We start from the raw sequence: 24285 nt of genomic DNA, 5'->3' as shown, positions 1-24285 counted from the left end.
GGCGGTCCTTCTTAGAAGCGGCTCAGTTCGTAGACCGTCCGGACATGGTCGGTCTCGCGGTAGCCCTGGGAGGCGGCGGGCTCGGCAGCCTGCACCGGTTCCACGCCCGCCACGGCGCCAACGGCGGCGGCGCCCAGCGCGCCAACGCCCAATCCCGCCGCGCGGAACAGGTCGCGCCGCGCGAGCGTGGTCTTTTCCTTCTTGTCCGTCATAGCTTCACCCTATTCTTCGCGGCTTCCCCGAGACTGAAGACCGATGTGCCGCCCGGTTTCCGGGCCTTGTGGTTCGGACCGGCCTTGTCGCGGGCCGGTCTCGTTGTCGTTGTCCGTCGTGCGGCGGGGCCGGAGCCCGGCCACGCCGCCCGATTACGCAGCCATGTCGAAGGCTTTCCCCTCGACTTCCAGATACCGGCGTCCCAGCGTGCCCACCGCGCGGTAGAAGGCGGCGGACGGCGTGGATTCCAGATCGGTGAAGAAGGTGCCGGCCCAGGAGCCGATGTGGCGGTCGAAGAAGCGGCGCTGCGCCTCCAGATCGGCCGGGGCGCCGAAGGCCCCGGTGATCAGACCCGCCATCATTTCGGCCAGGGCGGCGATATGGTCTTCGGGCTCCTTCACCTCGTCGGCGCGGGCGATGCCCAGCAGCGCCATGTCGCCGCGCAGCTCGGCCAGCGGCTTTTCGTGAAGGAACCCGGTGAGATAGTAGGAGCCGTACGGGGACAGGATGCCGCCGCCGACGCCGATGAAGAGGGTGTTGAACTCCTCCTCCACCGCGGCGGCGCCGGTGCCGCGGGCGGATTCGGCCAGACCGCTCAGCGCCTGCCCGAGGGGGCTGCCGTCGCCATCCAGAGCCGCCAGCGCCGCCAGGAACTCCCCGCCGGGCGGGCGGGCGAGCAGATGCGCCAGCAGGGCATAGATCTGCGCCCGCTGCATCTCCTCCGGCGGCAGGGCCGACGGATCGTGTTCACCGGCCAAGGACACGGCGTTCATTCCTCCCGACGCGACAAGAGGACCAGATCGGCATAACCCCGGCGCCCGGCCCCACCCGCCGCGACAACGGCGGCGCATTGGCTCGCCCGTTGAAGGCTCACGGCGTCATAGGCCGGCGCCCGAGACGCCCTGGACCGACAACCTCATATTGCACCCGCGAAAAGCGGCGCCATATCAGTGGCTTACCGCTCAGGGTCGAGCTATTAAAAGGCAGAATCGCGGCATTTGTCAACAAAGGTCGGCATCGGATTGTGTGCGCCGGTTCTTTGGCTGGACTGGCGCTATGCTCTTTTTGTCATATCGCTGTCCGGTTCCTGCGAAGCAGAGGCGATCCGTTGCGGCTCGGAACCTTCGGATGTGACCGCCTTTTCTTTCCCGTCTTCATCGGCGGCGTCCGCTGCCACCGGTGGTTGGACAGCGGCCTTGTCCGCCGTCTCCGCCGCCTCGTCCGCGGCGTCGAGGAAGCCCTTGCCGACGCGGTAGAGAGTCTTCACGGGCGAGGAGCCGGTGAACAGGCTGGCGTAGTCGTCGGCGTAGTCCTTCAGCCCGTCGTCGTTGGCGAAGACCGGGTCGGAGGTCCACAGCTTGCGCAACGCCTGCCGGTGCAGGTCGTCCGGAACCTCCGCCCGCAGGAAGGGGGTGAAGTCCGACTCCCGCGTCAGCTCCTCGATGGGGGGGAGGTCCTTGAGCGGGTCTTCCGGTTCGGAAGCGGCGTCGGGGGCGGGTTCGGCAGCCGCTTCCGCCGGGAGCTGCGCGGGAGGCTCCTCGGGCGGCGGTTCCACCGGTTCCGGGACAGGGGTGGCGGTCTGCCGCTTCAGGCGGGACCAGCGGGAGAGGAAGGGTTCGTCGGTCATGGCTGTGTGTCTCGGGAGTCGTGGCGCTGCCCCCTCCCGGCCTCCCCCACTTCACGGGGAGAGGAGAAAGCCCTCCCCCGCCGAAGGTGGGGGAGGGTTGGGTGGGGGCCCAACACGACCACTCCATCAAAAATCCATCACCCCTGCTTCGGGAAATGCCGCTTGCGCTCGCGCTTCACGAAGGGGACATCCACATGGTGCTGCTCGGTGAAGTCGCGGACCAGCGCCGTGACCTCCGGCGGCATCGGGACGGTTTCCACCGTCTCCACGCCGCTCACCTGATAGGCTTCGCATTCGTGGGCCGAGGCGGTGACGACGAAGGGCACGACGCCCCCCGGCTCGCCCGTCTCGTCCGGGCGCAGCACGACCCACAGGCGCGGCGGCTCCTGCGACAGGTTCAGCTTGTAGCCTTCGGTGTCGCTTCGGAACAGTTCCAGCGGCAGGGTCGCGGCGTGGAACTGCGCCCAGCCTTCCCCCTCGCGCAGCAGGCGCCGGGGGCCGTCCACCGGCGGGGCGCCGGGGATCACCGACACCGGGCGCCACACCCACTCCGCCCAGGGGCTCGCGCCCTTGCGGCGCTCCAGCACGATGCCCAGGGCCATCGTTTCCGAGTTCTTAAGGGTCTCGGTCTTGTTCAGCGCATCGCTCATCGAACCAGCCCCGCCGCGATCAACCGCTCGGCCTCCGCCAGATCGTCGGGCCGGTTGGTGTTGAAGAAGGGGTCTACCGGATCGGTGGCGAAGTCGGCAATGGCCAACCGGTGGCGGGCCGTCCAAGCGTCCACCTTGCGCATGTCCTCCTCGACCATGGCGCGGCGGAGGTCGTCGGCGAGATCCACCCGCCACAGCCCGAAGACCGGATGCTCCTGCCCGTCCGAGCGGGCGCAGGCGAGGTCGGCGCCCTCGCGCTCCACCGCCGCCGCCAGACGGGCGACCAGATCGCCGGGGATGAAGGGCGCGTCGGTCGCGAAGCTGGCCACCCAGCGGCAGTCCGGCGCGTTGGCCCGCGCCCATTCCATCCCGGTCAGCACCCCGGCCAGCGGCCCGGCATAGCCCTCCACCACGTCCGCCGCCACCGGCAGGCCGAAGGCGGCGAAGCGCGCCGGGTCGCCGTTGGCGTTCAGCACCAGCGGCCCGACCTGCGGGCGGGCGGTGGCGACGATGCGCTCCAGGATGCTGCGCCCGCCGAGCGTGCGCAGGCTCTTGTCCCCGCCGCCCATGCGCCGCGACAGGCCGCCGGCCAGCAGCACGCCGGCAATGCCCTCAATCCTCATCCCGGCTCCCCTTGCGTTGATGCCGTCCGCCCTCGTCGCCGACCGAGGCCGGGTCGGCGTCGAACTCCAGCCGGTCGGTGCCGGCCAGGGCAAGGAAGCGCTTGCCCTTGGCCCGCCCGACCATGGTCAGGTTGGCCTGCCGCCCCAGCTCCACCCCCCAGGCCGTGAAGCCGGAGCGGGAGAGCAGGATCGGGATGCCCATCTGCACCGTCTTGATGACCATCTCCGAGGTCAGGCGCCCGGTGGTGTAGAAAATCTTGTCCTGCGCCGGGACGCCGTGCAGGTGCATGTAGCCCGCCACCTTGTCCACCGCGTTGTGGCGCCCGACGTCCTCCATATAAATGAGGGGACGGTCCTCCTGGCACAGCACGCAGCCGTGGATGGCGCCGGCCTCCAGATACAGGCTGGGCGTCAGGTTGATCTTCTTCGACAGGGCGTAGATCCAGGAGGTCTTCAGCCGCGCGTCGGGGTTCAGCCGCACCGACTCGAAGGTCTCCATCACGTCGCCGAAGGCGGTGCCCTGGGCGCAACCGGAGGTCAGCGTCTTCTTCTTGAGCTTCTGCTCGTAGTTCGTGGCGCGCTCCGTCCGGACGACGACGGTGTCGATCTCCTCGTCGTAGTCGATGCCGGTGATCCGGTCGTCGCGCTTCAGCATGTTCTGGTTGAGCAGATAGCCGACCGCCAGATAGTCCGGGTAGTCGGCGATCGTCATCATGGTGACGATCTCCTGCCCGTTCAGGTACAGCGTCAGCGGCCGTTCCACGGTGACCGACGCCTCGACCGGACGCCCGTCCTGATCCAGCCCGGAAACGCGCTCCGTCAGCTTGGGATTCGCCGGGTCCGGCCTTATGGTGAATTCCGAGAGGTCCATGAGCGGAAGAGTGGGGAAGATCGCGCGCCGGGGCAAGCGGCGGATGATCGGTTCCCGCAGGACGGACGCGATGCGGCCCGGTTTTGTTCTGTGCCGGTTTTGTTATGTGAGTGCCTCCATGCATGAGTTCGGCCTGGCCTTCGTCACCGCCTTCCACCTGATCGCCGACCTCGACCCCGGTCTGGTGGGGATCGTCGGCCTGTCGCTGCGGGTCAGCCTGACCGCCGTTCTGCTGTCGGCTCTGATCGGCCTGCCGCTGGGCGCCGCCGTGGCGGCCTTCCGCTTTCCGGGGCGGCGCGCCGTCACCCTGTTCCTGAACACGGCGATGGGGCTGCCACCGGTGGTGGTGGGGCTGATCGTCTACCTGATCCTGTCGCGCTCCGGCCCGCTGGGGGTGCTGGGGCTGCTGTTCACCCCGACCGCCATGATCGTCGCGCAGACCGTGCTGATCGTCCCCATCGTCGCCGCCCTGACCCGTCAGATCGTCGAGGATCTGCTGGAGGAGTACGCCGACCTGCTGCGGGTGATGGGCGCGGGGCCGCTGACCACACTCGTCACCCTGCTGTCGGAAGCGCGCTGGAGCCTGCTGACCATCGTGCTGGCCGGATTCGGGCGGGCCTCGGCGGAGGTCGGGGCGGTGATGATCGTCGGCGGCAACATCGACCGGGTGACCCGCGTCATGACCACCTCCATCGCGCTGGAGACCAGCAAGGGCGACCTGCCGCTGGCGCTCGGCCTCGGCGTCATCCTGATGGCCCTGTCGCTGTCGGTGAACCTCGCCGCCGCGATGGTGCGGGAGACGCGGCGGGCCTGAGCCGCCTTCCCGTCCCTCCGTCCCACCATGCCGGCCCGCGGCTTTGGAAAATTTGCAAAGCCGTTCGAAGTTTCCCATAGTCGCCGGCACAGCCCGCAACCAAGGCGGGCGAGAACATGGAGAGGGATAGTCCGATGCTGCGCCGTTCTTTCGTGCTGGGATGCGCCGCCGCCGCGGCTCTGCTGCTCGGTTCCGTTCAGCCGTCCACCGCCGCCGACCGCTTCATCACCGTGGCCTCCACCACCTCGACCGAGGATTCGGGCCTGTTCAAGTCGATCCTGCCGAAGTTCACGGAGAAGACCGGGATCGAGGTCCGCGTGGTCGCCAAGGGCACCGGCCAAGCCATCGACATCGCCAAGCGCGGCGACGCCGACGTGCTGTTCGTCCACCACAAGCCGTCGGAGGACAAGTTCGTCGCCGAGGGCTTCAGCACCGAGCGCAAGCCGGTCATGTACAACGACTTCGTGATCGTCGGGCCGAAGGCCGACCCGGCCAAGGTCGGCGGCAGCAAGGACGTGTCCGCTGCCCTGAAGGCCATCGCCGCGACCAAGGCCCCCTTCGTGTCGCGCGGCGACGACAGCGGCACCCACAAGTCGGAGCAGGCGCTGTGGAAGACCGCCGGCGTCGATCCCACGACGGGCGACGGCTGGTACCGCGCCATTGGCCAGGGCATGGGCGCCACGCTGAACACCGCCGCCGCCGTGAACGGCTACGCCATGACCGACCGCGCAACCTGGCTCAGCTTCAAGAACCGCGGCGACCTCGACGTGCTGGTGGAAGGCGACAAGCGGCTGTTCAACCAGTATGGCGTGATGCTGGTGAACCCGGCCAAGTTCGCCCACGTCAAGGCCGCCGACGGGCAGGCCTTCGTCGACTGGCTGGTGTCGGGGGAGGGCCAGAAGGCCATCGCCGACTACACCATCAATGGCAATTCGCTGTTCTTCCCGAACGCCAGCGAGCCGGGCGCCTGACCGGCCTCGACCGGGCAACGGAAAAGGCGCAGCCCGCGGGCTGCGCCTTTTTCATGTGGCGGGGATGGTATCGGCCTACAGCTTCTCGTTCGGCGAGACCGGAACGCAGCGGTGGCCGTGCCGGGTCAGCTCCGAGCAGACCTTGCGGGCGGTCCCCTCGTCCAGCCCGACCATGCGGGCGCGGTAGACGGTGGAGCCGTTGGCCTTCACCGGAGTCACCGCCGGCTTGGCGGCGCGCAGCAGGAAGGGCGCCTGCTTGGTCGCCTGGGTGAGCGCCCGGTTGCTGGCCTCCCGCGTGGAGAAGGCACCGACCTGCACGCCCCATTTCGATGCGTCCCCCTTCGGAGCCTCCGCGTCCTCGTCGCGGGCGCGGGCCGGCGGGCGGACCGCGGCGGGGGTGGAGACGGTGGAGGCGAGCTGCGCGATGGTTTCCGGCTTGGCCGGCGGCTTGCCCTTGGCGGCGGAGCGCGGCGCGTCCTCGTCCCCGGCGCGGGCGACGACCGGGGCGTCCTGGCCGCGGCCGGGCTTGTCGAACGCCTTGTCGAGGATCGCCTCCATGCGGGCGTCGCGCGAGGCCGCCGACTTGCCGCCCAGCACCACGGCGACCAGCCGCCGCCCGTCGCGCACCGCCGAGGCCGCGAGGTTGAAGCCGCTGGCCACCGTGTAGCCGGTCTTGATGCCGTCCATACCCTCGTAGCGGGACATCAGCCGGTTGTGGTTGTGCAGGCTGCGCCCGCCATAGACGAAGTTGCGGCGGCTGAAATAGGGGTAGTAGCGGGCGTGGTCGGACAGCATCGCCCGCGACAGGATGGAGAAGTCGCGAGCGGTGGTCACCTGCTCCATGTTCGGCAGGCCGTTGGCGTTGCGGAACACGGTGTTGCGCATGCCCATCTCGCGGGCCTTGCGGGTCATCATCTCGGCGAATCGGGCCTCGCTGCCGCCCAGCGCCTCCGCCAGCACGACGGCGGCGTCGTTGGCCGACTTGGTGACCAGCCCGAGGATCGCCTGCTCCACCCGCAGCGTCTTGCCGGCGCGCAGCCCGAGCTTGGTCGGGGACTGCGCCTCCGCCCAGGCGGACACCGGCAGCGCCTGATCCAGCCGCAGCCGCCCCTCGTCCAGCGCGTCGAAGGTCAGATAAAGCGTCATCATCTTGGTCAGCGACGCCGGGTAGGTGATGGTGTCGGCGTTTTCCTCGTGCAGCACCTCACCCGTGCGCGCGTCCACGACGATCGCCGCGTATTTGGCGGCCAGCGCCGGCAGCGGCGCCAGGACCGTCACCGCCACCACGGCCCCCACGCCGCACATCCATCGAACGAAAGGGGTAATGCCGAAGGCACGCCCCAGAGTCGAACGTCGATCCGCCAAACGTTCTGTGGCCTGTTCCCCCTCCGTTTCGCGTCCGCGCCAAGCGAACGGCAAAAGCAGGCTTCGAACGGTCCGGCCCGTTACGTTCATGATGCCCCCGCCAAAGGCTAATACTTGCTGTTTGGCGCAATGGTAAATTCCATGGAATTCAGTGTCTAGCGACAATTCGTTAATTTCCCGTCTCGATTTCTTCGGAGACGCTGTGACGAAATTGGATAGGGCGGGGACCCGCCGGGGGCGAACCGCGTTGAAGGAGCGCGACCGCCAATCCATCTTCCCGGAAGCGCAGGACCATCCGAAGCGGCCCCTTCTCACCGGACGCGAGGCACCTCATGACACGCCCGCCCAAGCGACGCCCGACGATTCCGCGCGCTGCCGTCCGGGGAGGACGAAGAGGGAGAGCCATCGGGCTGGCGGCGCTGGCGGCTGCGGGGTTTCTCGCCGGCTGCGCCTCCGTCGGGCCGACCGGCAATCCGGTGGCACGCAAGCTCACCTGGGTCAGCTACCTGAACGGCGACGACCTGCGCGCCGCCTGCACGAAGGGGGAGACCGACCGCTACCGGCTGGTCTTCAACGCCGACTATCAGAAGCATGTGCGGACCTACGACATCGTCGGCGACCGCGGCACCGGCGGCGCGCTGGTCGAGGCGCGCGTGCTGGAGGCCACCGACCTCGCCCGCATCGACCTGGACGACCCGGCGGCGGTCGCCCGCGGCCCCGTGGCCAAGGCCCAGCTTTCGCCGCGCCAGTTCGCCCTGTTCGTTTTGCGCCTTTACGAGAGCGGCGCCTTCGAGCCGGCGCCGAGCGGCATGCGCCTGCCGTCCAACGGCGTCTACTGGCTGATCAACGGCTGCCGGCGGGGAAGCTGGTTCTTCAATGCCTACCCCTACCCGTCCGACCGCTTCGCCGACATCCGCTTCGACGGGCCGCTGAAGGAGTTGGACGGGAGCGGCCAGGGGACCGGCGTGCCCTACCCCGCCCTGCCGCGCCCGCAGGACGCGCCGCGCACCCTGCCGACCGGCGGCCGGGTGGACGACGCGGGCGTGGTGTTCGAGATCCAGGTGGGCCGCGACGGGCTGGTCGGCCCGACCGCGCCCTTCGGCGCCTGGCTGTTCGCCGGGAAGTAGCGGAGGCAAGGCGCTTGCCCCCTCCCCTGCGAAGCGGGGGAGGGTTTAGGGAGGGGGCAAGGCTCGCGCCTCAGACCACCTCGTCCTCCGCCACTGCCGCCCGCGCACCCGCCGAAAGCAGCGTGTCCACCCACGGGCCGTCCGGCATGCGGCGGGCCAGTTCGGTGATGTTCCGGTTCCACCACAGGCGCTGCTCGACCAGATCGTCGTAGTCGAAGTTCGACTGGCGCCACAGGCGCTCCTGCGCGTTGAAGGTCACCATGTCGATGGGGAAGCCGACGTCGTTCGACGAGAAGCGCGTGCTGTCGAAGGACAGGTAGGCAATCTTCAGCGCCGTCTGCATGTCGGTGTTGTAGGACAGCGCGCGGTCCAGGATCGGCTTGCCGTAGGCGGTGGCGCCGATGGACAGGTAGGGCGTGCGCTCGTCCACCTCGATCCAGTTGCCCTCCGGATAGACCAGGAACATATAGGGCTCCCGGTCCTCGGCGAGTTGGCCGCCGATGATGGCGTGCAGGTTGAAGGCCAGCTTGGACGCCTCCAGCGCCTCCTTGTCCTCCGCCGCCACTTGGCGCAGGCAGGCCGTGAAGGCCGACAGCGCGTCCAGCATGGTCGGGTAGCTCTCGCCCCGGCGCCGGGACATGTCGCGGCGCAGGTAGGCCAGCGTCTTGTCGCGCACGCTGCGCAGGCCGGAATTCAGGATGAAGAAGCGGTCGCCGCCGCCGCCCACCATGGTCACCTTGCGCGCGGAGGAAAGCTGCGAGCCGCTGGTGATGCGCCCGTCCGACAGGCCGATCAGGCCGTCGCGGGTCTTGATGCCGAGGCAATAGGTCATGAAAAGGCATTCCCGAACTGAAAGCTGCGACATTCCGCCGCGGTTGGTCTGACCTTTGGCCGAAGCGCGTCCCTTCGGCGGGCAGGGTAGGATTGGGCACGACCGGCGGTAAAGCTTTCGTAAAGGCTGTGCCCAGTCCAGCCGAAGTGGATCGGTTTCCCACGGCGCGGAACGGCGATGCTTGCGCCGTAACGGCAAGCAAAGAGCCGGCAGGCAAGAAGGCTCGGGCTCAACTGATATATTGTGCGATGCACAAGATTCTTTGTTGACTCAACGGATCATTGTCCATAACTTAGCCATTGCTGCACTGCAGCATCTTTCGGTCCGGACCCATTCGGGCCACCCCCCCAACGCAGCCGGCCAGCGCCCCGCAGGCGGACGGTCCGCCGTTCCGGGTTTGCGCGCCCCGGGCTTCGATGAAGAAGGAAGGAACGCAAGGCATGACGACCGTGACGAAGGCCAAGCCCGCCCCCACCCAGGCGTTCGAGAGCACCGCCATCCAGGCCGCCGCCGCCCAGGCCGCCACCCAGGCCAAGGAGCAGGTCGAGGGCTTCGTCAAGGCCGGCCAGGAGCAGGCCGCGAAGACCTTCGAGCAGACGGCCTCCGCCACCAAGGAGCAGGTCGAGAAGCTGTCGGCCCAGCTTCTGAAGCTCTCCGCCGAACTCCAGGCCCTGAACAAGGCCAACGTGGAAGCCCTGATCGAGAGCGGCAGCATCGCCACCCAGGGCGCGGAGGAGCTGACCCGCGAGGTGACCGCCTACGCCCAGGCGTCCTTCGACCAGTCGGTCACCACCGGCAAGGCCCTGCTGACCGCCACGTCGCTGAAGGAGATCGTCGATCTCCAGAGCGCGCACGTGAAGGCCAGCTTCGACTCCTTCGTCGCGCAATCCTCCCGTCTCCAGGGCATCGGCACCCGCGTCGCCACCGCGGCCCTGACCCCGCTGAAGGACCGCGTGACCGTCACCGTCAGCACCCTGTCCAAGCCGCTGGCCGCCTGACGCGGCACCCGGGTCCGACCATGAAGCCCGGCCGTTCCGCGACGGCCGGGCTTCATGGCGCAAGGGCCCGAAAGGACGCGCCAGGGTTTTTGTGCACCGCACAAAAACCCGTTGACAGGCGCCAGGGCCTGCACTAAGTTTAGTCATGTTGCACTGCAACATCGGTCCGATGCCCGAAACCACGGGGTCGCCCGACCGAACTGTCCGCGCGGTCGCCAATCGGTGGGTCCGGCGCGGGTCAACCCGACAAGATTCGAGGAGCCGTTCCATGACCGACAAGTTCGCCGCCGCCACCAAGACCTTCGAAGACGCCGTGTCCGCCGCCAAGCAGAACGTGGACGGCCTGGTCAAGGCCCAGCAGGAGCAGTTCGAGAAGGCCTCCGCCCAGATCCTGAAGGGCTTCGACGAGCTGACCGCCCTGACCAAGGGCAATGTCGACGCCGTCGTGAAGTCGGGCACCATCGTCGCCAAGGGCGCCGAGGAAGCCGGCAAGCAGGTCGCCTTCTACACCCAGTCCTCGCTGGAGAAGAGCGCCGCCACCGGCAAGGCCCTGCTGGCCGTCAAGACCGTCCAGGAGCTGGTCGAGCTGCAGAGCAGCTTCGCCAAGGCGAGCTTCGAGACCTTCGTCAAGGAGAGCGCCAAGCTGCAGGAACTGTCGCTGAAGACCGCCAAGGACGCCTTCGCGCCGATCAACGACCGCCTCCAGGTCACGGTCGAGGCCCTGTCCAAGCCGGTCGTGGCGAAGGCCGCCTAAAGACCGCCGCCTGAGACAAAATGTCCCGGAGCCAGCAATCCCAAACACCCGGCCGCGGGGCCGGGGCGGCTCCCGAGTCCGCCGCCCCCGGGACGCTACCGTCCGGGGGTGCGGACTGCGCGAGGCGGTACCGCTTTAGATCCTGCCGCCTCACGGCATTGTGAAGCTCCGGAAAAGCCCGGCGGTCCAGACCGCCGGGCTTGTTTGTTTTCGGGCCGGCGCATCGTCCGCGGCAGTGGGCTCCGGCTGCGGGCCGTGCCATTTTTGGCACGGCGGTGCGGCAGTTCTGCCGCGACGCGCGAAAACACCACCAATTCCGGGGTAGCCGGGCCGGTTCCGTTCCGAATGGGCCTCTCCCAAATGGGGACTCACCGAAAACGGCCCCTTCCCACCGCGCCCGGAGTTCTCATATCATTCATGCGACGTACATCGCGATGCTGACCTGTTGAGACCATGGCCGAAAACGACAAGCACGGCGACGAGGGCACCACCACGGGCGTGGTCATAAAAACCAAGCCTAAGACTAAAAAGCCCTCGATGTATAAGGTCTTGATGTTGAACGACGACTACACACCTATGGAATTCGTCGTTCATGTCTTGGAGCGCTTCTTTGCCAAGTCGCGCGAGGAGGCGACACGGATCATGCTGCATGTGCACCGGCGGGGTGTGGGCTTGTGCGGCGTGTTCACCTACGAGGTGGCGGAGACGAAAGTCACGCAGGTGATGGATTTTGCGCGCCAGCACCAGCATCCGCTGCAATGTACGCTAGAAAAGGATTAATGCCACAGATGCTGTCGCGTAACCTGGAACAGACGCTGCACCGAGCCCTGGCCCATGCGAACGAGCGCAGGCACGAATACGCGACGCTCGAACACTTGTTGCTCGCATTGACCGAGGACGCCGATGCCATGGCCGTCTTGCGCGCTTGCGGGGTCGATCTGGACCGCCTGCGCGCCGAACTGTCGGATTACCTCGACAACGAGCTTGCGAACCTGATCACGAACAGGCCCGATGATGCGAAGCCGACGGCTGGCTTCCAACGGGTGCTGCAACGCGCGGCCATCCACGTCCAGTCGTCGGGGCGTGAAGAGGTGACGGGAGCAAATGTGCTCGTCGCCCTGTTCTCTGAACGCGAAAGCCACGCGGTCTATTTCCTGCAGGAGCAGGAGATGACCCGTTTCGACGCGGTGAACTACATCTCTCACGGAATCGCGAAGGCTCCGGGCCGCTCCGAAACCAAGCGGGTCACCGGTGCCGACGAGGACGCGGCGGCGGAGAAGGTCGTGAAGAAAGGCAGCGAAGCCCTTGAGGCTTATTGCGTCAACCTGAACAAGAAAGCGGCCAGCGGGAAGATCGATCCGCTGATCGGCCGGGAGCAGGAGGTCGAACGGACCATCCAGATCCTGTGCCGGCGGTCGAAGAACAACCCGCTGTACGTCGGCGACCCCGGTGTCGGCAAGACCGCCATCGCCGAGGGGCTGGCCCGCCGCATCGTCCATGGCGAGGTCCCGGAGGTGCTGAAGGGCGCCACCATCTTCGCGCTCGACATGGGCTCCCTGCTCGCCGGTACGCGGTACCGCGGCGACTTCGAAGAGCGCCTGAAGGCCGTCGTCTCCGAACTGGAGGCCACGGAAGGTGCGGTCCTTTTCATCGACGAGATCCACACGGTCATCGGGGCCGGTGCGACCTCGGGCGGTGCGATGGACGCGTCGAACCTGCTGAAGCCGGCCCTCGCCTCCGGCTCGCTGCGGTGCATCGGTTCGACGACCTACAAGGAATACCGGAACTATTTCGAGAAGGACCGGGCGCTCGTCCGGCGCTTCCAGAAGATCGACGTCAACGAGCCGACGGTCGAGGATGCGATCAAGATCCTCCAGGGGATCAAGACCTACTACGAAAAGCATCACCGGGTGAGCTACACCAACGACGCCATCCGTTCGGCGGTGGAGCTGTCCGCGAAGTACATCGGCGACCGCAAGCTGCCGGACAAGGCCATCGACATCATCGACGAGGTCGGGGCCGCGCAGATGCTGCTGCCGGAGAACAAGCGGAAGAAGAAGATCTCCGTCAAGGACGTGGAGGCGGTGGTCGCCAAGATCGCCCGCATCCCGCCGAAGTCGGTCAGCCGCGACGACAAGGAGACGCTCCTCAACCTGGAGCGCGACCTGAAGACCATGGTCTTCGGCCAGGACAAGGCCATCGACGCGCTGGTCTCCGCGATCAAGCTGGCCCGCGCCGGCCTGCGCGAGCCGGAGAAGCCGATCGGCAACTACCTGTTCACCGGCCCGACCGGTGTGGGCAAGACCGAGGTGGCCCGCCAGCTCTCCCTCACGCTGGGCATCGAGCTGACCCGCTTCGACATGTCGGAGTATATGGAGCGGCACACCGTCTCCCGCCTGATCGGCGCCCCTCCGGGCTATGTCGGGTTCGACCAGGGCGGCCTGCTGACCGACGCCATCGACCAGCATCCGCACTGCGTGCTGCTGCTCGACGAGATCGAGAAGGCCCATCCGGATCTGTTCAACATCCTGTTGCAGATCATGGATCACGGCAAGCTGACGGACCACAACGGCAAGACGGTGGACTTCCGCAACGTCATCCTCATCATGACCTCCAACGCGGGTGCTGCGGACATGGCCAAGCCGGCCATTGGCTTCGAGCGCGAGCGCCGGGTCGGCGAGGACATGGAAGCGGTGGAGAAGCTGTTCACGCCGGAGTTCCGCAACCGTCTGGATGCGATCATCCCCTTCGCGCCGCTGACCCGGGAGGTCATCAACCGCGTGGTGGACAAGTTCATCATGCAGATGGAAGCGCAGCTCGAAGACCGCGGCGTCACGATCGAGCTGGACGATCTGGCCCGCGACTGGCTGGGCCGGAAGGGTTACGACCCGCTCTACGGCGCGCGTCCGCTGGGCCGCGTGATCCAGGAGCATCTGAAGAAGCCGCTCGCCGAGGAGCTGCTGTTCGGCAAGCTCGCCAAGGGCGGTCTGGTCAAGGTGACCGTGAAGGACGACAAGCCGGCCTTCGACTACACCGAGGGGGCGCGCAAGCGGCGCTCCGGCGACGAGGACGAGGACGAGGTCGTGCACGAACTGGCGGAATGACGCCGGTCCGCACGGAGTGTGAAAAAGGGGGCCGCAAGGCCCCCTTTCCTTTTGGGCCGCTCTTTCTTGGGCCGCTCATTCCGGGCCACTCATTCCGGGCGGTGGCGGACCGTCATTCCTCGACCAGCACGGTGGCGTCCGCGGACGTCTTCATCAGGGTGATGCCGTGCAGGCAGTCGCGCTCGGCCTTGTAACCCTCGCTGCTGACGGCGATGACCTCGCCGTTGGCCGCGTAGAAGGTCCATCGCCATTCGTTGCGGTGATCCCTGTAGACCTTGTATTTGGGAGCCTTGCCCGTGAACATGTTTTCCTCCTTACCATCGGTCTGATATCGACGGGCGGGACGGCACAAACGTGAAGGGCGGACGGTTGCATTCCCAGCACCGCATCGCGGACAATCCGCAGAAGCGACGGACAACCGTTCACAACGAAAAGCGCCGAGGAAACGCACCATGCCCCTGCCCTTCCTGACCGGACTGCGCGTCATCGACCTCGGCCAGTATCTGCCGGGTCCCTACGCCGCCCAGATGCTGGCCGACCTTGGCGCGGAGGTGGTGAAGGTCGAACCGCCGGACGGCGACCCGCTGCGCCGGCTGGGCCCCACCGACGCGGACGGCATGACCGCCGCCTACAAGCTGCTGAACGCCGGCAAGACCGTCGTCCGCCTGAACCTGAAGGACGAGGATGACCGCGGCGCCTTCGAACGGCTGATCGCCGGGGCCGACGCGCTGGTGGAAAGCTACCGCCCCGGCGTGCTGGACAAGCTGGGGCTGGGTCACGCCCGGCTGCGCGCGCTGAACCCGCGGCTGGTCCACGCCAGCCTGTCCGGCTGGGGCAGCGGCGGCCCCTACGCCCGGCGGGCCGGGCACGACCTGAATTACATGGCGGTCGGCGGCGGGCTGGACTCCTCGGGCACGCCCGACCGCCCCTCGATCAGCCATCCGCCGGTCGCCGACTTCGCCTCGGCCCACCAGACGGCGCTGGCGGTGGTCGCCGCCCTGTTCGGGCGCCAGCGCAGCGGCGAGGGCTGCTTCCTCGACCTGTCGATCATGGAGACGGTGCTGGGCTGGCAGGGCTTCAACCTGACCGCCGACGCGCGGGGACAGGTCCCGGCCCGCGGCGAGGCGCTGCTGTCCGGCGGGGCCGCCTGCTACCGCATCTACCGCACCGCGGACGGGCGCTTCGCCACCCTGTCGGCGCTGGAGGCCAAGTTCTGGCAGGGCTTCTGCGAGGCGGTGGGGCGCCCCGACTGGATCGCCCGGCAGGCCGACCCGCTGCCGCAGACCGCCCTGACCGGGGAACTGGCCGCCCTGTTCGCCAGCCGCAGCCTTGCCGACTGGAAAGCGCTGCTCGACCCCGTGGACTGCTGTTTCGAGGCGTTGCCGACGCTGGCGGAGATGCCGGACCACCCGCACATCGCCGCCCGCGGCCAGATCCGCGTCACGCCGGGGCCGGAGCCGCTGGTGGAGACCCTGATGGGCCTGCGCGTCGATGGCGGCGCCCCGCCCGAGCGGGCTCCCTTGCGCGAATCCACCGCCGCCGCGGTGCTCGCCGCCTGGGCGTAAGACGTTACAGGGAGATGAGCGCGCCCGCTCCGCCGCCCTCGCGCGGCGGGCGCGTCTCCAGCGGGCCGCGGCGGGCGCCCGTCAGGCTGGCCTTCGACAGATCCGCCGCCGCGTCGTCGCAGCCGCGCAGGTCGGCGGAGGCGAGGTTGGCCATCGCAAAACTGGCACCGGCCAGCTTCGCCCCGGTCAGCCGCGCGCCGCGCAGGTCGGCGGCGGCCAAGGTGGCGCCCATCAGGTTGGCGGGCCAGCTCCGCCCGGTCGGGGTGCCGTCCGGATTGCGCAGGTCCACCATGCCGAAGTCGGCACCGTGGGCGTCCGCCCCGCTGAGGTCGGCCCCGCTCAGGTTCGCCCCGGTCAGCACCGCCTGGTCCAGCCGCGCCCGGCGCAGGCTGGCCCCGCCGAAATCGGCCAGCGAGAGCGAGGCGTTGGACAGCAGCGCCCCGTCCAGGTCGGCGTTGCGGAACACCCCGCCGGACAGGTCGCAGGCGGTCAGGTCCAGCCCGCGCAGCTCCATGCCGGAGAAATCCGCCCGCACCCCGGCCCGCCCGCCGCTGTTGATCCACAGGATGTGCGCGTCGAGCACGCTGCGGACCGGCATCGGCAGGGCGTCGGCGTTCTTCATGTAGACGGCGCCGTTCAGGTTGGCGCCCAGCGTGTCCGCCGCCGTCAGGTCCACGTTGCGCAGGGTCGCCTCGCGCAGGTCGGCGTTGCGCAGGATGGCGCGGGTCAGGGTGGCGCCGTTCAGCACCGCGCGCTTCAGCTTGGCCCCGGTGAAGTTCGCCTCGGTCAGGTCGGCGCCGGCCAGATTGGCGGCGAACAGGTTGGCGTTGCTGAAATCCCCGCCGGTCATGGACAGGTTGGCCAGCTCGGCGTGGCTGAGGTCGGCCCCCTTGAAGCTGACGCCGTCCATCCGCGCCCCCTTCAGGTTGGTCGGCAGCCGGTCCTCCTCCTCGTCGGCGTCGCGGCCCGTGCGGTAGGCCAGGATCTGGCCGGGGCGCAGGTCGGCGCCCTCGAAGTCGGTGCGGGTCAGGTTGGCCTTCTGGAAATTCGCCCCGCGCAGATCCGCCCGCGCGAAGGAGGAGCCCACCAGCTTCGCCCGGCTGAAATTCGCCCCGAACAGGTCGGACATGGCGAAGCTGACCTCCTCCAACTGGGCATCGGAAAAGTTGCCCTGGGTGAGGACGGCGGTTTGCAGGTTGAAGCCCTTCAGCCGCAACCTGGACAGATCGATGCCCTTCGCCTGAAGGCGCACTCCCCCCGGCTTCAGTTTGAGGTAGAGTAGATGATCCCGCACCTGCTTCAGGAACTCCATGGTGCGGTCGGTCATCGGGCGGTTCCGTCGGTCGGCTGTTCCAGCACACACTACCCCTTGTGTACTATCAGTAAAGAGGAAATCCCCAACCGTCCGCCACCCCTGCATTGCCGGCGGCGCATGCCGGTCCGCAGGACGGGACGACCGCTAACCCCTTGAACACCATTGTGGTCACGGCCGGGAGAGACAGAGTATGACGACGTTCGACACCGAGTGCCTGCGCCGCGCCATCGACCTCAGCCGCATCCATATGCAGGGCAACGCCGGCGGCCCCTTCGGCGCGGTCATCGCGCGGGACGGGCGGATCATCGGCGAGGGCTGGAATTGCGTGACCTCGTCCAACGATCCCACGGCGCATGCGGAGGTTGTCGCCATCCGCAACGCCTGCCGCGATCTCGGAACCTTCAGCCTCGCCGGGGCGACCGTCTACACGAGCTGCGAACCCTGCCCCATGTGCCTCTCGGCCATCTATTGGGCGCGGGTCGAACGCATCGTCTATGCCAACGCGCGCGACGACGCGGCGGACATCGGCTTCGACGACGCCTTCCTGTACACGGAGATCGCCCTGCCGCTGGAGCGGCGGGCGATTCCCATGCAGCGCCTTCTGGCCGGCGAGGCCCGCGCCGTCTTCGACGAATGGGCGGCCAAGCCCGACCGCATGCCTTACTGATCCGGCAGGCCGTCCCGGCGGTAGGGCGACAACTCCATCAGCGCCTGCCGCTCCGCCGCCACGCCGGGCCGCTCGCGGCGCAGGTAATCCGCGATCGCGCGGCGGAAGCCGGGGTCGGCCACCCAATGGGCGCTGTAGGTCGGCACCGGCAGATAGCCGCGCTGGATCTTGTGCTCGCCCTGGGCGCCGGCCTCGACCCGGCGCAGACCCCGCTCGATGGCAAAGTCCAGCGCGCGGTAATAGCACGCCTCGAAATGCAGGAAGCGGTAGCTGCCGTCGGAGCCCCAGTTGCGGCCATAGAGGGCTTCCCCACCGATCAGGTTCAGGGCGCCGGCCACCCAGTCCCCGCCGTCCTCGCACATCACCAGCATGACCCGGTCGGCCATGGTCTCGCCCAGCAGCCGGAAGAAGGCGCGGTTCAGATAGCCGCCGCCCCATTTGCGGTCGGCGGTCTCCAGATAGAAGCGGTGGAAGGCGTCCCAATGCTCCGGCTTCAGGTCGGCGCCGGTCAGGCTGTGCAGCCGGACGCTGCTGTCCGCCACCTCGCGCCGCTCCTTGCGGATGGCCTTGCGCTTGCGGGAATTCAGCGTCGCCAGGAAGTCGTCGAAGCTGGCGTAGCCGCGGTTCTCCCAATGATACTGCACGCCCTCGCGCAGCAGCCAGCCGGCCTCGCCCAGCCGGCGCCAGTCCCCCTCCTCCGGAAAGGTGACGTGGACGGAGGACACGCCGTAGCGCCGCGCCACCTCCTCCATCCCCTGGACCAGGGCGGACGCGACCGCCTCCCCCGCGCCGGGCCGGACCAGCAGGCGCGGCCCCGGCACCGGGGTGAAGGGCACCGCGCACTGGAGTTTCGGGTAATATTGCCCGCCCGCCCGCTCGTAGGCATGGGCCCAGGCGTGGTCGAAGACATATTCGCCGTAGGATTGGTTCTTCAGATAGAGCGGCACCGCCCCCATGATCCGCCCCGCCCCGTCGAGCGCCGCGAGATGGCTGGGCTGCCAGCCCGTGCGCCCGGTGGCCGCCCCCGATTCCTCCAGCGCCAGCAGGAAGGCGTGGCTGAGGAACGGGTTGTCCGGCCCGGCGCAGGCGTCCCACTCCTTCGGATCGGCCAGACCGATGCCGGTCAGGACCTTGACGGTGATGGCCTCCCCGGCGCTGGGGCCGGCGCCGGTATCCTTGCCGTCGGGCATGTTCCCTCCTTCGCGGGTACGCCGAGGGAGGTGGGCGCCATGCCGCTCTGCGGCAAGAGGCCCGCCTCCCCGTCCTGAAGCCGGCCCGGATCAGGCCAGTTCGAGGATGGCGTCCACCTCGACGGCCACGTTGCCGGGCAGCGACGGCGCGCCGACCGCGGCGCGGGCGTGCTTCCCGGCGTCCCCGAACACCTGCATCATCAACTCCGACGCGCCGTTGATGACCAGCGGCTGGTCGTGGAAGTCCGGGGTGCCGTTCACGAAGCCGCCCAGCCGCAGCACGCGCACCACCCGGTCGAGATCGCCGCCGCAGGCCGCCTTCGCCTGGGCGATGATGTTCAGGGCGCAGAGCCGCGCCGCCTGCTGCCCCTGCTCCACCGAGAAGTCCTGGCCCAGCTTGCCGACGAAACGGCGCTCGCCGTTCCACACGGTGACCTGCCCCGACACGTAGAGCGTGTTGCCCGACTGCGTGTAGGGCACATAGGCCGCCACCGGGGCCGCCGCCTGCGGCAGCTCGATCCCCAACTCCTTCAGCCGCGCTTCGATGCGTCCGGCCATGCTTCATCCCTCCGTCTTCATTGCGGGCGCCGCGGCGCCCGGGACACCCCGACGATAGCCGCCCCGGACGCCGCCACCAAGGGCTTACCGGTACCGTTCGCACACCATCCGACTGGGAAGATTTGTCCCGGGGACCGGGGGGCAGCGCCGTTCCTGCCCGGCAAAACTTTCCGCCACCCTGGGAAGGACCGTCCCGCCAAAGTTGGCGCGATCACCCTCTAAGCCCCAATAATGTAATTTTAAATCAATCACTTAACAGGTCGTCCGCAAACTGGCACAGGTCTTGATAGGAAAGGGCTGCGCAAATGCACGTTGCCTCGCTTCGGTTTCAAGCACCAGCCGCGGGGCGAGCCTCAGAAGGAGACTTGGAACCATGGCCATCAACGACGTCACTCTCACCGCATCAATGCGCACGAATCTGCTGCAACTGCAGAGCGTGAACGACAAGATCGGTGTCAAGCAGAACATCCTCTCGACCGGCAACAAGATCAACTCGGCGCTCGACGGCCCGACTTCGTTCTTCGCAGCGAAGAGCCTGAACCAGCGTGCCGGTGACCTGTCGTCGTTGAAGGACGCCATGGGTCAGTCGATCAGCACCATCAAGGCCGCCGACAAGGGCGTGACCGCGATCGAAAGCATGATCGAGCAGGCTCGCGGTCTGACCACCGCCGCCTATTCCGCTCTGGGCACCGACGCCGGCTCCGTCGCCACCCGCAAGACGCTGGCCGCGCAGTTCAACGCGCTGAAGGAACAGATCGACAAGCTGGCCGGCGACAGCGGCTACGCCGGCAAGAACCTGCTGGCCGGCAACGGCCTGCGCCTGGACACCACCAGCGCGTCGCGCCGCGCCGTCAACACCATCCAGGGCATCGAGAACGCCCGCGTCACCAACGTGGTGTCGGCCGACACCTACACGGTGCGCATCAAGGGCGACGGCTCGATCGAGGGTGCGGCCGGCGACATCAACAGCGCCGAAATGGCCCACGGCCTGGTCGGCCTGAAACTGTCCGGCACGATGGCGACCACGCTCGGCAGCTTCTCCGACGTGCAGATCGAGGTCCGCGGCGCGACGGGCCGCGAGCGGTCCTTCATCATCACGGACGGCAACGAGTCGCGCACCGTTACCTACTTCGACAACAGCCAGTCCATCTCCGCCAACATGACCCGCGCGGCGACCTCGGGTCAGGCGCAGGTCACCAAGGTGACGCTGGGCGGCACGGTCGAAGCCGGCGACAGCTTCACCATCACGGTGGAAGACCAGACCTTCACCTACACCGCCACCGCCGGCGACGTGGCGGTCGGCCAGGACGCCCACACCAACATCGCCAAGCGGCTCCAGGCGTCGATCTCCAGCGCCCTGGGCACCAACGGCCGCCTCAGCGGCAAGGACGTCCAGACGGTGTCGGTCAGCACGACCGGCACGATCACCCTGTCCGGCGCGACGGCGACCAACGCCGCCCGCGAAATGACCGTCAAGGCGACCGCCGAGAACGCGCTGACCAAGCGCATCTCCGAAAGCTTCTCGTCGGGCACCATCGTGTCCTTCGTCGTGGACCGCAAGCTGCTGGAGCAGGCCGCCAACAGCGGCAACGGCATCTCGGTCATCGAGAAGAAGGTCGACATCCAGATCCAGGTCAGCAACCTGAACGGGTCGGCGGTGACCCGCGACGGCATGGCGAACCGCGGTGAAGGCAAGCTGTCGGAAGGCGAGAACGCCTTCGCGTTCGACACCGGCACGGTGCGCTTCAACGTCGATCAGAAGACCATCAAGCAGGCGGCCTCCGCCGCCTCCGCGGCCAACCTCGTGTCGGTGCAGGTGACCGACGCCAACACCTCGAACGATCTGACGGTGCAGCTCAACGAGCGCAACACCAACGCGATCACGGTGAAGGCCCAGAACCTGACCACCAGCGGCCAGGGCCTGCGCATCGACTATGCGCAGAACAGCTGGACGGACCGCACCGACATCGACAAGGCGGTTGCCAGCATCGACTACGCCAAGCAGACGCTGCGGTCGGCCTCGCAGACGCTGTCCACCAACCTGAACATCATCACGACCCGCGAGACCTTCACCAAGGAGTTCAGCGACGTGCTGGTCGAAGGCGCCAACAAGCTGACGCTGGCCGACCAGAACGAGGAAGGCGCCAGCCTGCTGATGCTGCAGACCCGTCAGCAGCTCGGCACCATCGCCCTCTCGCTGGCCAACCAGTCGCAGCAGTCGATCCTGCGTCTGTTCTAACCGGCAGGGTCCAGCCGGCGACCACAGGCCGAAGCAACGCATTGCGCAGCAGGCGCCCCAACCGGGGCGCCTGTTTTCTTTTGGCCGGCCAATCCCTTACCGCAGCGCCGCCTCCACCAGGGCCCGCGCGTCGGCGGCCAGCGCCGCGCGTCCGGACGCGCGGGTGTACATCATGTGCCCGCCCTCATGGACGGTCACCGCCACCCGGTCGGCCTGTCCGTCCGGCAGCTCCAGGCGGGACGCCACCCAGCGCGACGCCATGTAGGGCGTGATCAGGTCCGTGCGCCCATGGGCGATCAGCACCCGCAACGCGGGTTGCAGGGTCAGGGCGGTCTGGAGGTCGTCCACCGCGCTGGGCTGGCCGGAGCGCGGCCATTCCCAGCCGCGGTTCACCCGGTCGCTGAGGAGGTCGAACGGCACCTCCGTCCGCACGCCCAGCCACTCGCGGGCATAGGCGGCGAAGGCGGTGGTGTAGGTCGGCACCGTCCCCTTCAGGAAGGGGTCGAAGGGGATGCGCGCCGCCGACGGATCGGGGTCCGCGGCGGTGAAGGTGCCGTCATAGACGCTGGCGATCCGTCCCCGCCCGCGCAGAAGCTCGCGGGCGAAGACGTCGGCGGGGATCTCCCCGCGGTGACGGGTCACCAGCTCCTCCGGCAGGCCGGTGGTCCGCGCCACCTCGGCGAAGAAGCCCCGCGCCGCGCCGGTCCGGCGGTAGTCCAGCCCGGCCAGCCCGGTGAGGTAGCCACCGAGGGCGTAGCGCTCCGCCGCTTCCGCCGCCTGCTCCGGCGTGCCGGGGACCAGCCCGCCGGCGGCGGCGGAAGCGGCGTAGGAGGGCAGCCGCAGCGCCGGCACCAGAAGCCCGCCGCCGCGGATGGTGGCGAAATCCACCACCGGCGACACCATGATCAGCCCGTTGACCGCAATGCCGGTGTCGTCGATCAGCCGGTTCGCCATCTTGGCGATGCGGAAGCCGCCGTAGCTTTCCCCCACCAGGAATTTCGGCGACTCCCAGCGCCCGTTGCGGGTCAGCCAGAGCCGGACGATCTCCGCCATGGCCCGGCTGTCGGCATCGACCGACCAGAAGCGCTTGCCGGGGTCCTCGTCCCGCCGGTCCCCCTCCTCCTTTCCGCCCTCCTTTCCGCCGTCACGCCGGATGCCGCGGCTGTAACCGGTGCCGACCGGATCGACGAAGACCAGATCGGTGAAGGCCAGCCAGCTGTCCGGGTTGTCCAGAAGCGGGGCCGGCGGACGCGCCAGCGACCCGTCGTCGTTGAACCCCACCACCTTCGGCCCCAGCGCCCCCAGATGCAGATAGGCCGAGGACGCCCCCGGCCCGCCGTTGAACACGAAGGCCACGGGCCGCTGGCCGCGCGGCGCGCCATCCAGCGTGTAGGTGACGGTGAAGACGCGGGCCGCCACCTCCTCGCGCGGGCCGTCGCGCAGGGGCAGGAACTCCGCGACCGCCGTGTAGGCGACCGGCCCGGACGGCAGCGGCAGTTGGTGCTGGGTCTCGCTGCGCTGGGCGTCGAACCCGCCGCCGGCCCGTTCCACCGGCTTCGGTGCTTCCTGAGCATCCTGGGCCTGCGCGGCGTGGAGCGGCGGCAGGGCCAGCGGCGCCATCAGGGCGAGCATCGGCAAAAGGCGGAGGCTGCGGTTCACGGCACGTCTCATGGCGCATCCCGTCGGCTGTGTCGTCACAGGCTCCGCATATTGACCCGCGCTCCTTCCCCGGCAAGGACGGACGGCCCACGGGTTCAGACCGCCTCCATCGTCCAGGCCATCATCCAAGGCATCGCCGATTCTGCGCATCGCCGATTCTGCGACAATTTATCTCAGCACAGATCATTGATGCACCAACGACCCTGATTATGATGACCAAATCGTTACCACTTTCAGCCGAGTCCGCCCGACCATGGATATGCCCGTCGAGAATTTCCAGGATATCGTCTGGAGCGACGATCTCGCGCTGGGAATCGAGCTGATCGACGAGCAGCACAAGCACTGGATCGGGCTGGTTCATGCGTTCCAGACCGCCGTCGCCGAAGGCCGCTCGCGTGCGGAGGTCTACCGCACGCTGGCCGAAGCGGTGGTCTACACCGAGATCCATTTCGCGGAAGAACAGAAGGTGATGGAGACGGCCGGCTATCCCTTCCTGGCCGACCATCTGATCCAGCACTCCCTGGCGTGGGAGCAGTTGCACGCCTTCACCACCGGCAACGTGCCGGAGGAGAACATCGCCGAATATCTGGCGACCTTCCTGCCGCAGTGGCTGATGCTTCACATCAACTCCGCGGACCGCCAGTTCGCCCGCTGGCTGAAGGAGCGTGACGACGCCCCGGCGGAGCTGGCCGATGCCCAGCTTTCCGGCCGCGTCTTCCCGAACATCCCCGTCTGATACCGCCGCAAGCCGCCACGCTTTTGCCGCCGTCGAGGATGCCTTGCCGGCGGCAAAAGCCATGCCCGCGGAGCGGCGCCCGCCGCGGGACGGCGCCGCGGCAAGGCCCACGAAAAAAGGGAGGTCCGAGGACCTCCCTTTTTCCACGCCATGCCGGGGATGGAACCGGCTGGCCTCAGCTGCAGCCCGTGGTGGAGCCGCAGGTGTCGCACTTGAGGCAGGTGCCGTTGCGGACGAGCGTCATGTTGCCGCATTCCCCGCACTGGTCCCCCTCGTAGCCGCGGGCGCGGGCCTCGCGAATGCGGTCGTAGCGCTGGTCGCTGCTGCTGCCGCCGCGGCCACGGTCACGGCGCACCCGCTGCGCCCGCTCTGACAAAGCGGACGCAGCCGGAAAGGCTTGTTACGGC

25 protein-coding genes are annotated in these 24285 nt (G+C 68.3%); 11 read left to right on the top strand and 14 right to left on the bottom strand.

The window, feature by feature from the left end; all coding sequences use genetic code 11:
* Nucleotides 1–11: 11 nt before the first annotated feature.
* From QSG27_RS13415 to fdhD, 6 genes are all read right to left on the bottom strand, one after another.
* Nucleotides 12–212 carry a formate dehydrogenase gene (locus tag QSG27_RS13415; RefSeq protein ID WP_306706924.1) on the bottom strand — a complete coding sequence of 67 codons (201 nt, stop codon included), beginning with the start codon at nt 210–212 and terminating at the stop codon, nt 12–14.
* Nucleotides 213–365: 153 nt separating this feature from the next.
* Complete coding sequence (locus QSG27_RS13410) at nt 366–977, bottom strand: TorD/DmsD family molecular chaperone (RefSeq protein WP_306706922.1); 612 nt, start codon at nt 975–977, stop codon at nt 366–368.
* 290 nt (nt 978–1267) lie between these two features.
* A complete protein-coding gene (locus QSG27_RS13405; RefSeq protein WP_306706920.1) occupies nt 1268–1840 on the bottom strand; it encodes a DUF3306 domain-containing protein in 573 nt (190 codons plus the stop codon).
* Between the two features lie 137 nt (nt 1841–1977).
* Nucleotides 1978–2490 carry a DUF3305 domain-containing protein gene (locus QSG27_RS13400; RefSeq protein ID WP_306706918.1) on the bottom strand — a complete coding sequence of 171 codons (513 nt, stop codon included), beginning with the start codon at nt 2488–2490 and terminating at the stop codon, nt 1978–1980.
* Nucleotides 2487–3113: a molybdenum cofactor guanylyltransferase MobA gene (gene mobA, locus QSG27_RS13395; RefSeq protein ID WP_306706916.1), complete on the bottom strand. Its 627-nt coding sequence runs from the start codon at nt 3111–3113 to the stop codon at nt 2487–2489. The genes QSG27_RS13400 and mobA overlap by 4 nt, the downstream gene beginning before the upstream one ends.
* Nucleotides 3103–3984 carry a formate dehydrogenase accessory sulfurtransferase FdhD gene (gene fdhD, locus QSG27_RS13390; protein WP_306706914.1) on the bottom strand — a complete coding sequence of 294 codons (882 nt, stop codon included), beginning with the start codon at nt 3982–3984 and terminating at the stop codon, nt 3103–3105. The genes mobA and fdhD overlap by 11 nt, the downstream gene beginning before the upstream one ends.
* Nucleotides 3985–4102: 118 nt before the next feature.
* Here fdhD and QSG27_RS13385 point away from each other — a divergent pair, with 118 nt between their 5' ends.
* Nucleotides 4103–4798 (top strand): ABC transporter permease, encoded by a 696-nt coding sequence (locus QSG27_RS13385; RefSeq protein ID WP_306706912.1) that lies wholly within the window; start codon nt 4103–4105, stop codon nt 4796–4798.
* A 134-nt stretch (nt 4799–4932) separates the two neighbouring features.
* Nucleotides 4933–5769, top strand: coding sequence for a substrate-binding domain-containing protein (locus QSG27_RS13380; protein WP_306706910.1), 837 nt, complete (start codon nt 4933–4935; stop codon nt 5767–5769).
* Between the two features lie 75 nt (nt 5770–5844).
* On the opposite strand, the gene QSG27_RS13375 is transcribed toward QSG27_RS13380, so the two are convergent.
* A complete protein-coding gene (locus tag QSG27_RS13375; protein ID WP_407653209.1) occupies nt 5845–7224 on the bottom strand; it encodes a serine hydrolase in 1380 nt (459 codons plus the stop codon).
* A 242-nt stretch (nt 7225–7466) separates the two neighbouring features.
* On the opposite strand from QSG27_RS13375, the gene QSG27_RS13370 reads away from it, so the two are divergent.
* Nucleotides 7467–8261, top strand: coding sequence for a hypothetical protein (locus tag QSG27_RS13370; RefSeq protein ID WP_306706905.1), 795 nt, complete (start codon nt 7467–7469; stop codon nt 8259–8261).
* Between the two features lie 70 nt (nt 8262–8331).
* On the opposite strand, the gene QSG27_RS13365 is transcribed toward QSG27_RS13370, so the two are convergent.
* Nucleotides 8332–9093 (bottom strand): peptidase, encoded by a 762-nt coding sequence (locus tag QSG27_RS13365; protein ID WP_306706903.1) that lies wholly within the window; start codon nt 9091–9093, stop codon nt 8332–8334.
* Nucleotides 9094–9533: 440 nt separating this feature from the next.
* Here QSG27_RS13365 and QSG27_RS13360 point away from each other — a divergent pair, with 440 nt between their 5' ends.
* From QSG27_RS13360 to clpA, 4 genes are all read left to right on the top strand, one after another.
* Nucleotides 9534–10091, top strand: a complete 558-nt coding sequence (locus QSG27_RS13360) for a phasin family protein (RefSeq protein WP_306706901.1) — start codon at nt 9534–9536, stop codon at nt 10089–10091.
* 268 nt (nt 10092–10359) lie between these two features.
* Nucleotides 10360–10845 carry a phasin family protein gene (locus tag QSG27_RS13355; RefSeq protein WP_306706899.1) on the top strand — a complete coding sequence of 162 codons (486 nt, stop codon included), beginning with the start codon at nt 10360–10362 and terminating at the stop codon, nt 10843–10845.
* Between the two features lie 453 nt (nt 10846–11298).
* Nucleotides 11299–11625: an ATP-dependent Clp protease adapter ClpS gene (gene clpS / locus QSG27_RS13350; RefSeq protein ID WP_038529118.1), complete on the top strand. Its 327-nt coding sequence runs from the start codon at nt 11299–11301 to the stop codon at nt 11623–11625.
* Between the two features lie 8 nt (nt 11626–11633).
* Nucleotides 11634–13949, top strand: a complete 2316-nt coding sequence (clpA, locus tag QSG27_RS13345) for an ATP-dependent Clp protease ATP-binding subunit ClpA (RefSeq protein ID WP_306706896.1) — start codon at nt 11634–11636, stop codon at nt 13947–13949.
* A 112-nt stretch (nt 13950–14061) separates the two neighbouring features.
* On the opposite strand, the gene QSG27_RS13340 is transcribed toward clpA, so the two are convergent.
* A complete protein-coding gene (locus tag QSG27_RS13340) occupies nt 14062–14253 on the bottom strand; it encodes a YegP family protein (protein WP_306706894.1) in 192 nt (63 codons plus the stop codon).
* Between the two features lie 148 nt (nt 14254–14401).
* Between QSG27_RS13340 and QSG27_RS13335 the strand changes: the two genes are divergently transcribed.
* Complete coding sequence (locus tag QSG27_RS13335; RefSeq protein ID WP_306706892.1) at nt 14402–15514, top strand: CaiB/BaiF CoA transferase family protein; 1113 nt, start codon at nt 14402–14404, stop codon at nt 15512–15514.
* A gap of 4 nt (nt 15515–15518) precedes the next feature.
* On the opposite strand, the gene QSG27_RS13330 is transcribed toward QSG27_RS13335, so the two are convergent.
* Entirely contained in the window at nt 15519–16841 is a 1323-nt protein-coding gene (locus QSG27_RS13330; RefSeq protein WP_306706890.1) for a pentapeptide repeat-containing protein, read from the bottom strand.
* Nucleotides 16842–17019: 178 nt separating this feature from the next.
* On the opposite strand from QSG27_RS13330, the gene QSG27_RS13325 reads away from it, so the two are divergent.
* Complete coding sequence (locus tag QSG27_RS13325) at nt 17020–17496, top strand: nucleoside deaminase (protein ID WP_306706888.1); 477 nt, start codon at nt 17020–17022, stop codon at nt 17494–17496.
* Here QSG27_RS13325 and QSG27_RS13320 read toward each other — a convergent pair.
* Both QSG27_RS13320 and QSG27_RS13315 read right to left on the bottom strand, forming a co-directional pair.
* Nucleotides 17490–18686 (bottom strand): GNAT family N-acetyltransferase, encoded by a 1197-nt coding sequence (locus tag QSG27_RS13320; RefSeq protein WP_306706886.1) that lies wholly within the window; start codon nt 18684–18686, stop codon nt 17490–17492. The two genes, QSG27_RS13325 and QSG27_RS13320, sit on opposite strands and share 7 nt — an antisense overlap.
* Nucleotides 18687–18776: 90 nt before the next feature.
* Nucleotides 18777–19244, bottom strand: coding sequence for a RidA family protein (locus QSG27_RS13315; RefSeq protein ID WP_306706883.1), 468 nt, complete (start codon nt 19242–19244; stop codon nt 18777–18779).
* Between the two features lie 373 nt (nt 19245–19617).
* On the opposite strand from QSG27_RS13315, the gene QSG27_RS13310 reads away from it, so the two are divergent.
* On the top strand, nt 19618–21483 hold the full coding sequence (locus QSG27_RS13310; RefSeq protein ID WP_306706881.1) for a flagellin N-terminal helical domain-containing protein: 1866 nt from the start codon (nt 19618–19620) through the stop codon (nt 21481–21483).
* A gap of 96 nt (nt 21484–21579) precedes the next feature.
* On the opposite strand, the gene QSG27_RS13305 is transcribed toward QSG27_RS13310, so the two are convergent.
* Nucleotides 21580–23142 (bottom strand): S10 family peptidase, encoded by a 1563-nt coding sequence (locus tag QSG27_RS13305; protein ID WP_306706879.1) that lies wholly within the window; start codon nt 23140–23142, stop codon nt 21580–21582.
* Between the two features lie 253 nt (nt 23143–23395).
* Here QSG27_RS13305 and QSG27_RS13300 point away from each other — a divergent pair, with 253 nt between their 5' ends.
* Nucleotides 23396–23878, top strand: coding sequence for a bacteriohemerythrin (locus QSG27_RS13300; RefSeq protein WP_306706877.1), 483 nt, complete (start codon nt 23396–23398; stop codon nt 23876–23878).
* A 175-nt stretch (nt 23879–24053) separates the two neighbouring features.
* Here QSG27_RS13300 and QSG27_RS13295 read toward each other — a convergent pair whose 3' ends face one another.
* Nucleotides 24054–24233 (bottom strand): hypothetical protein, encoded by a 180-nt coding sequence (locus tag QSG27_RS13295; RefSeq protein ID WP_306706875.1) that lies wholly within the window; start codon nt 24231–24233, stop codon nt 24054–24056.
* Between the last annotated feature and the right edge of the window lie 52 nt (nt 24234–24285).

Source organism: Azospirillum isscasi, assembly GCF_030849505.1.
GTDB classification, from domain to species: domain Bacteria; phylum Pseudomonadota; class Alphaproteobacteria; order Azospirillales; family Azospirillaceae; genus Azospirillum; species Azospirillum isscasi.
This window is presented reverse-complemented; position numbering and strand designations above follow the sequence as displayed.

Bases quoted from the DNA above. Each gene is read 5' to 3' on its own strand.
- QSG27_RS13415 (WP_306706924.1), bottom strand. From the start codon at position 212: ATGACGGACAAGAAGGAAAAGACCACGCTCGCGCGGCGCGACCTGTTC.
- QSG27_RS13405 (WP_306706920.1), bottom strand. From the start codon at position 1,840: ATGACCGACGAACCCTTCCTCTCCCGCTGGTCCCGCCTGAAGCGGCAG.
- QSG27_RS13400 (WP_306706918.1), bottom strand. From the start codon at position 2,490: ATGAGCGATGCGCTGAACAAGACCGAGACCCTTAAGAACTCGGAAACG.
- mobA (WP_306706916.1), bottom strand. From the start codon at position 3,113: ATGAGGATTGAGGGCATTGCCGGCGTGCTGCTGGCCGGCGGCCTGTCG.
- fdhD (WP_306706914.1), bottom strand. From the start codon at position 3,984: ATGGACCTCTCGGAATTCACCATAAGGCCGGACCCGGCGAATCCCAAG.
- QSG27_RS13385 (WP_306706912.1), top strand. From the start codon at position 4,103: ATGCATGAGTTCGGCCTGGCCTTCGTCACCGCCTTCCACCTGATCGCC.
- QSG27_RS13380 (WP_306706910.1), top strand. From the start codon at position 4,933: ATGCTGCGCCGTTCTTTCGTGCTGGGATGCGCCGCCGCCGCGGCTCTG.
- QSG27_RS13375 (WP_407653209.1), bottom strand. From the start codon at position 7,224: ATGAACGTAACGGGCCGGACCGTTCGAAGCCTGCTTTTGCCGTTCGCT.
- QSG27_RS13370 (WP_306706905.1), top strand. From the start codon at position 7,467: ATGACACGCCCGCCCAAGCGACGCCCGACGATTCCGCGCGCTGCCGTC.
- QSG27_RS13365 (WP_306706903.1), bottom strand. From the start codon at position 9,093: ATGACCTATTGCCTCGGCATCAAGACCCGCGACGGCCTGATCGGCCTG.
- QSG27_RS13360 (WP_306706901.1), top strand. From the start codon at position 9,534: ATGACGACCGTGACGAAGGCCAAGCCCGCCCCCACCCAGGCGTTCGAG.
- QSG27_RS13355 (WP_306706899.1), top strand. From the start codon at position 10,360: ATGACCGACAAGTTCGCCGCCGCCACCAAGACCTTCGAAGACGCCGTG.
- clpS (WP_038529118.1), top strand. From the start codon at position 11,299: ATGGCCGAAAACGACAAGCACGGCGACGAGGGCACCACCACGGGCGTG.
- clpA (WP_306706896.1), top strand. From the start codon at position 11,634: ATGCTGTCGCGTAACCTGGAACAGACGCTGCACCGAGCCCTGGCCCAT.
- QSG27_RS13340 (WP_306706894.1), bottom strand. From the start codon at position 14,253: ATGTTCACGGGCAAGGCTCCCAAATACAAGGTCTACAGGGATCACCGC.
- QSG27_RS13335 (WP_306706892.1), top strand. From the start codon at position 14,402: ATGCCCCTGCCCTTCCTGACCGGACTGCGCGTCATCGACCTCGGCCAG.
- QSG27_RS13330 (WP_306706890.1), bottom strand. From the start codon at position 16,841: ATGACCGACCGCACCATGGAGTTCCTGAAGCAGGTGCGGGATCATCTA.
- QSG27_RS13325 (WP_306706888.1), top strand. From the start codon at position 17,020: ATGACGACGTTCGACACCGAGTGCCTGCGCCGCGCCATCGACCTCAGC.
- QSG27_RS13320 (WP_306706886.1), bottom strand. From the start codon at position 18,686: ATGCCCGACGGCAAGGATACCGGCGCCGGCCCCAGCGCCGGGGAGGCC.
- QSG27_RS13315 (WP_306706883.1), bottom strand. From the start codon at position 19,244: ATGGCCGGACGCATCGAAGCGCGGCTGAAGGAGTTGGGGATCGAGCTG.
- QSG27_RS13310 (WP_306706881.1), top strand. From the start codon at position 19,618: ATGGCCATCAACGACGTCACTCTCACCGCATCAATGCGCACGAATCTG.
- QSG27_RS13300 (WP_306706877.1), top strand. From the start codon at position 23,396: ATGGATATGCCCGTCGAGAATTTCCAGGATATCGTCTGGAGCGACGAT.